Genomic DNA, 11,958 nt, shown 5'->3' with positions numbered 1-11,958 from the left:
GTTTTGTAGTCTCGCTTTCTTCAGATGTAACCTCACGGTTACCACCCTTGCGACTTACTAATGCTTCCAGACGTTACCCCAGCGCATAAGGGACTTACACCCTCTAAATAAATCCTTATATTGCTATAAGGTAAAGATGCCCATACTGGGCACACACAATGTATAAAAAAAATAGGGCAAAAAGTGCTTAACTGAAAGGTCTATATGTATTTGCCAAGTCGCCAAATTTTTAAATTTGGTATATTTTAAACAAGGAATAATAAATAACAAAATTTAAAAATTCGGCTTTAGTTTAATCCGAAAAGTATTGCTTACAACTGCCCTACTTTTCTTATACTAGACCGTTAGCCACAAGCTGAAAAAACTATGCCGATAAAAGATTTAAGAAAAGAAATTAATCAATCTGAACACGTTGACTTTTTTAAAAGTTGTACTGTTAATATCAATTATCCTCATTTAGATTTCACAACTGATTTAAAAGGAATAGATGCCATTTATGGATTCATTTTAAGACAAAATAAAGGTTGGGATAACACAGAACTTCCTTCTTACCTTAACAATTCGAAAGAACACTTTAAAAGATTAAAATCTCAAATACTTGATTTAGTAAATGGAGGTCATTATAATGTTGAAAACAAATGGCAACAAATAAAAGCTCAAATACAAAATCCAGACACTAATAATCGAACAAAAGTTTTTACACCTAACTCAAGTATAACAAAGTTTCTCGAAGAGCTTCATAAAGAAAATCCGAATTTTGTTAGAGGAGCATATAACTTTCTGACTGGACAAAACGAAACTATAAATTCAAATGATTTACTTACAGGTTTAATTAGAGCATATGAATTTAAAAACCAAGGTAGAACTGATATCGCTAAGAGACGTTCTAATGAAAGAGCTTCTATATCAACAATAAGAAACTCTTTTGAAAATTATATTTCCGATACGCAAGGAGAAATTAATGAAGTTCTTGACGATTCCAAAGAGAAATTAATTGGTCAAACAAAAGAAATAGACGGCTTATTAGAATCTAAAAAAACGGAATTTGATGATTGGATGAATACATCCAAAACTGGATTTATTGAATTTGACGATGATTCTAAGAAAAAAATAACCGATTTAGAAGATACCTACAGGAAAAAACTACAATTAGAAGCACCTGCTCGATATTGGAGAAGTAAATCAACCAAATACAGAAAGGATGCAATTAAAGCGAGAAATATATTATTAGCAATGGTAATTTTTTCAGCAATATTTTTTTCAGTAATTCTTATAAGTTCACCAGATTGGATTTTTAAAAATGTATTTAAAGGTAATACTACTGCAATTGTAAGATGGTCAATTGTATTTATAGCATTGATTTCACTTTTAGCATTTGCTATTAGAGCAATAACCAAAGTTATGTTCAGCTCATTTCATTTGGCAAGAGATGCTGAAGAAAGACATACACTAACTTTTTTCTATTTAGCATTATTAAAAGACACTGAAATAAACCCTGAAGACAGAAAACTGATTTTACAATCGTTATTTAGTAGAGCCGAAACTGGATTATTGAAAGATGATTCTGGACCAACTATGCCGAATGATATTGTTGGAAAAATATTAAGAAATTAAACAAAGCCAGTGGCTAATCGAGTGGATGGCTCCGCCATCAGATGACGGAGTGCACCCCTCACACCACCGTACGTACGGGTCGCGTATACGGCGGTTCGTTATATCAGAACTTTACAACGTGGTAGTACTTTAGCATACTTTCATAACCTCTTTTTCTTAAGCGCTTTTCAGTAATAGTAGTTCTAAGTATAGGGCTTTGAGCTACTGCCCAGCCTCCCATTCTTGTTCTACTCCAAGCATACGCTTGGTCCTGTTTTATACCTAAGCCAATGAGGTTCTTGCGTTTGCGCTCTGGTTTCTTCCAATCGTGCCATATGCAGTAGCGTAGTCGGTTACGTAACCATTCATCCAGCTTTTTAAGTTTGGTCTCTATATTTCCTAATCGGAAATTGTTCAACCACCCTCTATAGATGAGTTTTAAGCGTTGTAGCCTTTCTGCCAATGACAATGGTAGCGTTTTCTTGGTAAGGTACCTAAGCTTGCGTTTGAGTGTTCGCCAAGCCGATTCACTTACTATTAACTGATACCTCCCCTTTACGCCTTTCTTATAGACTGGCGTAAACCTATAACCCAAAACCTTGAAAGTAGAAGGTCTGCGTATACCGCTCTTTGCTCGGTTGACAGGTAAATCCAGTTTCTCCTTTAAAAACAGATAAACCTCGTTCCCTATCGCTCGTGCCGCTGCTTTTGATTTTGTGTAAATACTGAAATCATCGGCATAGCGAATGAACCTGAACCCTCGTACTTTTAGATGTTTGTCCAATTGGTCTAACATAATGTTGGACAATAACGGACTTAATGGGCTGCCTTGTGGTAATCCTTTTCTACGTTTACATAATCGCCCATTCTTTAAAATAGGTGCTCGTAACCATTTTCGAATTAACCATAAGGTGGTTTGACACTTTACCTTGTTATAAATAAGTTGCAGTAGTTTATAGTGCTGTACTTCATCGAAGAAACTTGTAAGGTCGATATCCACTATGTCTTGATAGCCATCATTAATATTTGACCGACTTTTTAACACAGCTTGTTGAAGGTTCTTCTTTGGGCGGAAACCGTAACTCTCCGATTCAAAATCAAGTTCGAAATGAATCACCAATTGTTGGCTTACCGCTTGCTGAAGCCATCTATCCACTACCGTAGGCACTCCCAGTAATCTGGTCTTGCCATTCGCCTTGGGTATCGCTACCCCTTTGATAGCTTGTGACCTGTAGCTTTTGGAAATAAGCTGACGCACCACTTTAGAACGGTGAGCATCTATAAATGCCTTTAACTCTTGGGTGGTCATGCCATCTATTCCTGCCGAACCTTTATTGCCCACGACCTTTTTACAGGCGTCGCTCAAGTTTCTGGCTGCTACTACTTTTGCTATCATTTGTTCTGTTCTTGTCCTTCTAGGTATAGGCTATCGGACAAAACGATTCCTATACGAATACAGACGTGATCTAACGTTCGGTCCTTCCTTACTTGTGAGACCTCTAGGGTATTGCCCTAGCTCATTGTCCGTAAGTACTATGACCTCTGCTGACTTCTCCATGTAGCTACACGTAACTTTGGAGACCTCCCCAGGTAAGAACATCTTCTTTCACTCGATCCCTGCCGTATCTACATATCTACCCTTTTGGTGTTCTTGGGGCGTTACAATGATGTGCTTGCTTACCCGGATAAATATGCCTCGTATACGGTTTCTGTTCGTCAGTACCGAGTTTTGTAGTCCTGCTTCCTTCAGTCCTAGTCTCACAACTAGCAACCTTGCAGCTTACTAATGGTTCAGGGCGTTACCCCTGCCCATAAAGGGACTTGCACCCTCTAGATTAATTATTTACCTTTCAGTAAATCAAAAGATGCCCATGCTGGGCACACACAATGTGTATAGTGCATAGCACCCTGTGGGATGCTACGACACCATACACGGAACGTTGGCAATAATTAGCAACAATGTTTAATTTAAAATTGCCAACAAGTCATAAATCCTAAGTCAATAAAATGAACACAAAAATATTAATGACCTCATGCGCCTTATTTTTGGCTATTATGGGAATCCTTCTTTCTTTTTTACCAAATGAAATAGTAGAGTATCTAAATGTCAAGCCAAATATTATTACCATACTTTTTTTGAAAATAATGAGTGCATTATATTTGGGTTTTGGAATTTTAAATTGGATGGCTAAAGGAACGCTAATTGGAGGGATTTATAATAGACCAATTGCAATTGGAAATCTAATGCATTTTGGGGTTGGTGCAATTGCACTAGTTAAAATTGCTTCTAATATTCAAATACATTCAGAAATTATCATTTCTCTCTCAGCAGTGTATGTGATTTTTGCATTACTTTTTGCTTATGTCTTTAGAACTAATCCGATTAAAACAGAAAAGTAGAATCAAACTTAAGAAGGACTTAATGGCGAGCCTTTCGAAACGCCTTTTCTACATTTGTTTGCTGTAGATATTCCCTTGGGCTTTTAATGTAGACTTTAGGTCCGTTGCCTGCAACCTATCTACACCAGCCGCTCCCATATTACCATACACGCGCAAATAGGCTTCGTTTAGATTTTTGTTGTTAATTACCTGTTTTATCATTTACTGTATTCTGTTGTCTTACTTAATCAAAGGCAGCTTTCTCTAAGGAGATTGTTCTTAATGCAAAAAGCTACTTGGTCTATTAAAGACCATTACTTTTCGGTACTTCATTGGTAGTATCAGGTTACCAACTACGATGACTTCGGCTGACGTCTCTACTTAACCAACTCGTGGTTATAGCGATCTACCCAGGTAATTGCATCTTCTTTCACTCAATCCCTACCGTATCTACATACTTACCTTTTTATGATTGTGGGGCGTTATAATGATGTACTTGCTTAAACAAGTAAATATGCTTTATATACAGTTCCTGCTTGGTCTGTTCTGAGCCCGTCGAAGAATCAGTACCGAGTTTTGTAGTCTCGCTTTCTTCAGATGTAACTTCAGAGTTACCTACCTTGCGACTTGCTAATGCTTCCAGACGTTACCCCAGCGCATAAGGGCTTTACACACTATAAATAAATCTTATATTGCTCTAAGGTAAAGATGCCCACATTGAGCATAAACATCATCTATAAGCAATGCCCTTAGGGACACTGCGCATGACCAAACCCTTCAAAGTAATTCCCTACTCATATGCAAACCTTTGTTCTCTCGATAAATCTCTTTTTTTACATTTACTTCTCTACTTATTATAAAGGACTACAAAATTGACTAATTTGGTAATTTAAAGTTTTATTCATCAATATTTAATTTATGCCCTATCAAGATGTATTTCTTATTTTCTGGAAACTAGTAACAGAAAGTGTAGAGGAAGGTAACTTTGCGAAACTAACCATGGCAAAGACCATTGGTAAGCCTAATTTGAGAAATATATTCGTAAGACCAATCTATTCTGAAGATGGTTTTAAAGTCTTACTTAAATTACGTTACAGATCAAAAGAGACCGAAGATCAAACCGAAGAACTCACTTTAGATGAGGCTTTTATCATATTAAAATCTCATCTTAAAACATCTTTCTTAACAGTGCTATTATTTACCACTACAAAAGATGTGCTTTTTAAAGTCAATAAAAAAGGGGTCGGAAGTTTTACTGAAAATCCTCCTACTTTTAGCGATATTACTCAGGCAAAGATAGACGATTAGAATAGCCGGATAAATGATAAAACGAGAGAGAAGACAACTCTTTAGGATCTAGCTTCGACCAGAAAAAAAGAAAAAAACAAAGTCCCCAAGTATCGAAAAGGCACGTTCGGGCGAGAAAAAGTTTTCGCCATGCGCCTTGCGGAAAACAAACCCTATTTTGCATCTAAACTGTTCATAAATAAAACACTATCAAAATTAAATAAAGCATAAAAATAATATTCATTTAGTTCTTCTAAACCAACACAATTGACAATAACCCAGAAGCTGATATTACGATTTGTATTTCTATATTTTCTCTTGTATATCTATCCTTACGGGTTTGAGTATACTAAAGAAATAGATCCGAATAATTTTTCATTTTGGAAGGGAGTTACAACCTGGTTTGGAAAAGTATTTTTAGGATGGGAATACAACCCAAATATGTTGTTAAACGGTTTTGACTCTAAATATGACTTTACTAGATTTCTTTTAATCGCAGTAATCTCTATAATAGGTGCCACAATTTGGGTGTTCATTGATTCTAAAATCAAAAAAGAGTACAACAATAAACTTAAAATACTTTTACAAACCATACTTAGATATCATATAGGTCTTACGCTAATTCTTTACGGGCTTTCAAAAGTATTCTTACTCCAGTTTGGCACAATGGATATTGATACTTTAGAAACTCCGATAGGCGAACTTAACGGAATGAATTTTGTGTGGGCATTTATGAGTTATTCGAAATTCTATGGTATAACCGCAGGGTTGATAGAAGTAATAGGCGGCTTACTGCTGTTATTTAGAAGAACAACTTCTTTAGGTGCTTTCTTGTTGTTAATAGCAATGACAAATGTCGTGTTAATGGATATTGGGTACGACGTTATTGTAAAGATGTTTGCGATTCATTTACTTCTTATGATCGTGTTTTTAATGTGGGACGATTTAAAGCGATTATATGATTTTTTCTTAAGAAATAAGCCCTCTACCGCTGCTACCTACCTGCCTCTTTTTGAAGGGCGAAAAGGTAAAAACACTAGAAATATTATTAAAGGCACATTATTGCTGTATGTTTTTATCTCGTTTAGCTTTGACATGACAGAAAGAATAAAACAACAGCATAGTAATCATTATAAAAATTTTACAAGTTCACATGAAATTGAACTATTTGTAAAGAATGGAGATACGATACCAAAGAGTAAAATAAATGGCAATCGGTGGAATAAAATAAGAATAAACGATTTATCTTATTTACCCGAAACCTTAATGATTTTAAATGAAGATAATATCACCCAACGTTACAAGTTTACCGTAGATACATTGACTAAAAAATTACATTTAACCGATTTTTATGGCGAAGATAAAACCCAGCACAAATTAACTTATAAAGCCTTAGAGAATAAAGTTTATATTTATGAAGGCATATTTAAGGGAGATTCCCTTCGGATGAGAACAAGAGCCAAATCAATTAGCGATTATAGATTAACGCGAAATGGAATTCGTTGGATCAGAGATTTAGAATAAATTATAAAGTTCACAAAGAATAAGTTTTAAGGAGAATTGAAAATAGTTTACTAATTATTAAATGAAAACGTTATGAGTAAAAGTCAAGATGCAAAGAAAAATGTTAAAAAAGAACCAGCAAAAACTGCTAAAGAAAAGAAAGAAGAAAAAAGATTGAAAAAGTCTAAATAAGAATGGCAATGCTTCCGGTTTCATTCCTTATGATTACTATTAATCAAAGTTTCAACTAAGTATTCTATATGTGCCAATTTATTGGGGTATAGATAAATTCATATGGCAGATGATAGTGAAGTTAGGCGGAGCAAATCTTGAAAAGAAACAATCCAAAAATCATTAAAATGAAATGTTACGGTATTTATTGTAACTTTTTTTAATGATTTTTTTTATTCTTAAGTTCAAATAAAGGATTGCTTTAGTGGCAAATCTCTGATTTATAATTATTTAAGATATATAGAACATATGTTCTATATATCTCATATTGGAAGGATATATAACATATGTTATATATTTAATTGTTACCCCACATTTTGAAAATCGAAGAATTAAACGAACATATCGAATCTCAGAATTCAATTTGCAAAAAATATGACTCTGATATTAAACCAATAGATGCACAACTATTTATTGGATTAGCAACTGGTTTGGAATTTGAGCCAATAAATGGATTTCGCCATCCCGAACACGGAACTATGAACGGATGGTATATCTGGAGCGGAGAATGGTCGGATTCTCATGACTTTTTTAAACCAGTACATGCTAGTTGTTTAGTTGAGATGTGTCCTGAAATTCTTAAATACCTAAGCCTTGATGTTGGATTTAGATTTCAAATAGATAGAAAAGGATATGAAGATGTTTGGTTTGACGAAAAAATCACTCGGTTGGAATAAATGGACTTCTTACTCAGACGCAACTGTTATGTCGTTGGACTTAACACTCATACGAAAAAGCTAACTCGGACGGAAAAAACGTTGGGTAACAAAACCTAACCGTAATGCGGACTTTAGGGTTAAACCGAAAGGTCTGTATATATTTATAAAGTCGCTAAATCTTATGGATTTAGTTTTGGACAAGAAAAAATAAAACTAAACAATAAGCTTTAGCTTCGTGCGTAGACGGAAACGAAAAGGTTTCCTTGTTCTCCGCAATAATCATAGCTAAACGTCGTAGCCCATTAAAAAATAGTGTTAACTCAAAATGAATATTTATGAACAGAAAGTCATTTATTAAAAAAGGAATTATAAGTAGTGTAGGACTAGGTTTGATTCCCTCTTTGAGTTTCGGGGCAAATCAAATAGACCCAGAACCTTATAAAGTTGAACTTATAAAGGAATTTGTTCTAGCAGGACATTTTAATTTAGACAAAGTAAAGAGTATGCTAATTGACTATCCCAATCTAATCTATAGTCGATATGATTGGGGAAATGGCGACTTTGAAGAGGCTATTGAAGGCGCTGGTCATAAAGGGAATAAAGAAGTTGCAAACTATCTAATTGAAAAAGGTGCAAGAGTAAACCTTTTTGTTCTTACAATGCTCGGAAAAACAAATTTGGTCAAGCCTATATTAGAAGCGTATCCTAATCTAAATATTCTCAAAGGGTCCTCACGGTTTGACCTTGCTTCATCACGCAGAAATTGGAGGAGAAGAATCAAAAGAACTATATGATTATTTACTTGGGAAAGGATTGAGAGAAAAGAGTTTTAGTCTAAAATAACTGGCTATAAAACTATATATAGCAAATTGGGCGATTAGTATTTAATTCTAAAGTTGTTGTCTATTTGAAAAGTCGCCAAACTTTTGATTTGGTTTAAAAGATAAAAACAAAATTAAAAGATATGGCTTGTGGCTAAACAGAAAGTAATCGCTAATTTTCTGCCCAACTTGCCATATATTTAACGCTGTAGCCAATTTCAAAAAGCAATTTAGAATGTTGAATTTATTTAAAAAAACTAAACCTAAAAACATTCAAATTAAGTGTTACGAAACTCGATTAGAAATTAACGGAATTGAGCTAACTTTTCCAACTAACTACAAGACCTTAGTTGAAATTTTAGGCGAGCCTTCTAAAAAAAGTAGAACAAAATTAACAAGGTCATATATAAACTGTTGGGATAAATATGGGGTTTACTGTAATTATGCTTCTTCCGATAATATTTTAGGATTTAGCCTTATTCTATCCAAAAATCACAGCCTTGAAAATTTCCCAAATCAATTCTTTAAGGGAGAAATTTTAGATTCTAACAGAAAAATAAACCATCACGAACTTACACAAATAGGATTTGAAAATTATGTCTTGAAAAAAATGACATATCAAGGAGAAAAAAAACCTTATGCTATTTCTATAAGGTTAAATCTAAACACTAGAAAAGAAATACCCCGCGATAAATATTTAATCAAAGAACAGAATGAGGAAAAAATTACTTTCAAAGATTTTGGGTTCAAATTAGCAATCATCCAAGAATTGATGTACAACAAAGAATTGTTAAAACCGAAATTCAATCTAAATGAATTTACATTGTGGTATAAGAAGCGAAAAATTGATCTTGAAAAAGAGGGTTACGAACCTATTAAAGAAGTAACCCAGTATTTCAAAGATTTAACTATCCCCAAAAATTTAGCTTTCGAAATAAAGGAAATCAACCAAGATGGCGGAAACGAAATATATTTAAACTTGATACGTTCTGCAGAGGGCAATGAAGAATATTGGGATATAGAGAGTTCTGAAGATGCTAAACACTTCGAAAATCTGAAAAAAGTGTCACTTTGTTATGCCAAAGAAAATGTTCTTAATGAGCTTAATGAGGCTGGAATAAAAACAGAATGGTTATAAAACTGGCTACAGCACAACCAATAAACAATACAGGCTTCGCGCTTTACCAAAGGTTTGTGTATTTTTATAAAGTCCGCAAAATCTTTTAGATTTTTGATCTTGATGAGCAAAAATAAATCAAAACAATAAGCTTTAGCTTCGTGCGTAGATGGAAACGAAATGTTGCATTACCCCCGCACTACGCTAAACCGAAACTTTGTAGACAGCTCTAAAAACAAAATGTGTAAATAAAACCAAGTTGCTAAATGAATATTTTACCAACACAACAAACACAAAAATTTCTAAAAGGTGATATCCTTCTTAAACAAGGGGAAGTCACAAAGTATGGCTATTTAGTAAAAAATGGATGCTTAAAAAGCTACACCTTGGACAGCAGTGGTAAGGAGCATATTTTACAATTTGCACCAGAAGACTGGATGATTTCTGATCTAGATAGCTTTACAAATGAAATTCCTTCCATTATTTATATTGAAGCAATAGAAGATAGTGAAGTTGTATTAATCTCTAAATCAGACATTAAAGATATCAAACAATTAGAAAGGCCAGAACTCATAGAAATTGCAATAAAATTTAGAAACAATTTAATTGCCACAAATAAACGTATTATTGGTTTATTAAGCGCAACTGCTGAGGAGCGTTACATTGACTTCACATTGCTGTACCCAACACTAGTAAAGCGTTTACCACTTAAACTAATAGCTGCATACATAGGAGTTACTCCTGAATATTTGAGTGATATAAGACGTAACCTAGTTAAAAAATAGCTGTAACTTTTTTTTCTTAAGGTATCTTATTTTTGTTCCATTTACAATAGCACAACTTTGCAGTCATAATTTTAATTAGAAAAAAATGACTGATCAAAAAACAAATAAAGGCCTAATCATCGGGCTCTGGATCGCACAAGTATTAGTTGCTTTAATGCTACTTTGGGGTGGCTACGCAAAACTAGCCACACCTTTAGAAGAACTTTCCCAAATGATGCCTTGGGCAGCAGAAAACCCGTCATTGCTTACGTTTACTGGTATTGTGGATTTGTTAGGTGGTTTAGGTTTACTATTACCCGCTATTTTAAGGATAAAGCCGCAACTTACAGTGTACGCCGCTTATGGTACAGCAGCACTTATGGTAGCAGCGGCCATATTTCACATTTCTAGAGGTGAATATGAATCTGTGGGAATGAATGTAGTTATACTTCTTATCGCCCTATTCATTGCTTGGGGCCGAAGTAAAAAAGCGCCTATCTTACCTAAAAGCTAAATAATTAAGGCTAATGAATAGCATCAAAACATTCTTAACTTCTAAGTATATTTTATGGTACATTTTATCCATACCTGGTACAATACTTACCATAAATTATTTGAGAGAAGAAATAGATTACACAATGGTAATGCATATTACTGGCGAGTTTGCTGGTCGTATGTTAATCATTAGCCTTATTGCAACGCTTATTAGACTGTTATTCCCAAAAAGCAAAATAGCAAAATGGTTGATGAGAAACCGTCGCTTTTTTGGTGTGGCGGCTTTCTCCTATACCTTATTACACACTATTTTTTATGTTCTAGAGTATCCTTTTAAAACATTAATTAGCGAGTTCTCAGATGTTGCCATTTTTACGGGATGGATTGCGTTTTTTATTTTCATTCCACTAGCAATGACCAGTACGAATGCTGCCATAATAAAAATGGGGAAATCGTGGAAAAAATTGCAGCAATGGGTATATCTAGCTGCAATACTAGCTTTTACGCATTGGGCTCTTTTAGGACTGCAAGGACCAGAAAATAGTCCTACTGCTGCACTTTTCCATTTTATACCTGTTATACTATTACAAATCTATAGGATTTGGAAACAATACTTTTTTAAAAAAACAATCACTTCAAAATGAAAAGCACCTTATTTACATTTTTAATATTTGCTTTTACAATCTATAATGTGCAAGCCCAAGATTGGGAAACAGATTTCACAGCTGCAAAAAAAGAAGCTTCTAAAAATAACAGACCTATTATTCTTGTTTTTCAAGGTTCAGATTGGTGTGCACCGTGTATCAAATTAGATCGTGAAATTTGGAGTACTGAGAACTTTAAAACTTATGCAAAAGACCATTACATAATGCTTCAGGCAGATTTTCCTAGAAAAAATAAAAATGCACTTTCTCAAACACAAACAGCAGCCAACAAACAACTAGCAGAAACCTACAACAAACAAGGTTTTTTCCCTTTTGTAGTAATACTAGACAGTAAAGGGGAAGTACTGGGACAAATAAGCTACAAAAAAACGACGCCAGAAAACTTTATAAAAGAACTAAATAATTTTATAAAATAAATTGAAGCACCTTACGTACATCCTTTTT

General features: G+C 34.2%; 13 protein-coding genes. 11 read left to right on the top strand and 2 right to left on the bottom strand.

The window, feature by feature from the left end:
* The first annotated feature begins 366 nt into the window (after positions 1-366).
* The gene (locus ACEN2N_RS18565; protein WP_441825728.1) at positions 367-1,614 is read left to right on the top strand and encodes a DUF6161 domain-containing protein; all 1,248 of its coding nucleotides are present in this window, start codon (positions 367-369) and stop codon (positions 1,612-1,614) included.
* A 103-nt stretch (positions 1,615-1,717) separates the two neighbouring features.
* Here ACEN2N_RS18565 and ltrA read toward each other — a convergent pair whose 3' ends face one another.
* The gene (ltrA, locus tag ACEN2N_RS18560; protein WP_441825727.1) at positions 1,718-2,989 is read right to left on the bottom strand and encodes a group II intron reverse transcriptase/maturase; all 1,272 of its coding nucleotides are present in this window, start codon (positions 2,987-2,989) and stop codon (positions 1,718-1,720) included.
* Between the two features lie 611 nt (positions 2,990-3,600).
* On the opposite strand from ltrA, the gene ACEN2N_RS18555 reads away from it, so the two are divergent.
* Entirely contained in the window at positions 3,601-3,993 is a 393-nt protein-coding gene (locus ACEN2N_RS18555; protein ID WP_441825726.1) for a hypothetical protein, read from the top strand.
* 48 nt (positions 3,994-4,041) lie between these two features.
* On the opposite strand, the gene ACEN2N_RS18550 is transcribed toward ACEN2N_RS18555, so the two are convergent.
* Complete coding sequence (locus ACEN2N_RS18550; RefSeq protein WP_441825725.1) at positions 4,042-4,194, bottom strand: hypothetical protein; 153 nt, start codon at positions 4,192-4,194, stop codon at positions 4,042-4,044.
* 696 nt (positions 4,195-4,890) lie between these two features.
* Here ACEN2N_RS18550 and ACEN2N_RS18545 point away from each other — a divergent pair.
* The 9 genes from ACEN2N_RS18545 (at position 4,891) to ACEN2N_RS18505 (ending at position 11,930) form a co-directional block, all read left to right on the top strand.
* The gene (locus tag ACEN2N_RS18545) at positions 4,891-5,280 is read left to right on the top strand and encodes a hypothetical protein (RefSeq protein WP_441825724.1); all 390 of its coding nucleotides are present in this window, start codon (positions 4,891-4,893) and stop codon (positions 5,278-5,280) included.
* A 246-nt stretch (positions 5,281-5,526) separates the two neighbouring features.
* Positions 5,527-6,783, top strand: coding sequence for a DoxX family protein (locus tag ACEN2N_RS18540; RefSeq protein ID WP_441825723.1), 1,257 nt, complete (start codon positions 5,527-5,529; stop codon positions 6,781-6,783).
* Positions 6,784-7,295: 512 nt separating this feature from the next.
* Positions 7,296-7,670, top strand: coding sequence for an immunity protein Imm33 domain-containing protein (locus tag ACEN2N_RS18535; RefSeq protein ID WP_441825722.1), 375 nt, complete (start codon positions 7,296-7,298; stop codon positions 7,668-7,670).
* 317 nt (positions 7,671-7,987) lie between these two features.
* Positions 7,988-8,446 (top strand): hypothetical protein, encoded by a 459-nt coding sequence (locus tag ACEN2N_RS18530; RefSeq protein ID WP_441825721.1) that lies wholly within the window; start codon positions 7,988-7,990, stop codon positions 8,444-8,446.
* A gap of 262 nt (positions 8,447-8,708) precedes the next feature.
* The gene (locus tag ACEN2N_RS18525) at positions 8,709-9,611 is read left to right on the top strand and encodes a DUF6892 domain-containing protein (protein ID WP_441825720.1); all 903 of its coding nucleotides are present in this window, start codon (positions 8,709-8,711) and stop codon (positions 9,609-9,611) included.
* Positions 9,612-9,856: 245 nt separating this feature from the next.
* Entirely contained in the window at positions 9,857-10,375 is a 519-nt protein-coding gene (locus ACEN2N_RS18520; RefSeq protein WP_441825719.1) for a Crp/Fnr family transcriptional regulator, read from the top strand.
* An 85-nt stretch (positions 10,376-10,460) separates the two neighbouring features.
* Positions 10,461-10,868: a DoxX family protein gene (locus ACEN2N_RS18515; protein WP_441825718.1), complete on the top strand. Its 408-nt coding sequence runs from the start codon at positions 10,461-10,463 to the stop codon at positions 10,866-10,868.
* A gap of 13 nt (positions 10,869-10,881) precedes the next feature.
* Positions 10,882-11,493 (top strand): sulfite oxidase heme-binding subunit YedZ, encoded by a 612-nt coding sequence (locus ACEN2N_RS18510; RefSeq protein ID WP_441825717.1) that lies wholly within the window; start codon positions 10,882-10,884, stop codon positions 11,491-11,493.
* Positions 11,490-11,930, top strand: a complete 441-nt coding sequence (locus ACEN2N_RS18505; RefSeq protein ID WP_441825716.1) for a thioredoxin family protein — start codon at positions 11,490-11,492, stop codon at positions 11,928-11,930. Before ACEN2N_RS18510 ends, ACEN2N_RS18505 begins: the two co-directional genes overlap by 4 nt.
* Positions 11,931-11,958: the final 28 nt, after the last annotated feature.

Source organism: Maribacter spongiicola (assembly GCF_052119685.1).
Classification (GTDB): Bacteria; Bacteroidota; Bacteroidia; order Flavobacteriales; family Flavobacteriaceae; genus Maribacter; species Maribacter spongiicola_A.
The sequence above is the reverse complement of the archived record's forward strand: the minus strand, read 5'-3'. Positions and strand labels throughout refer to the sequence as shown.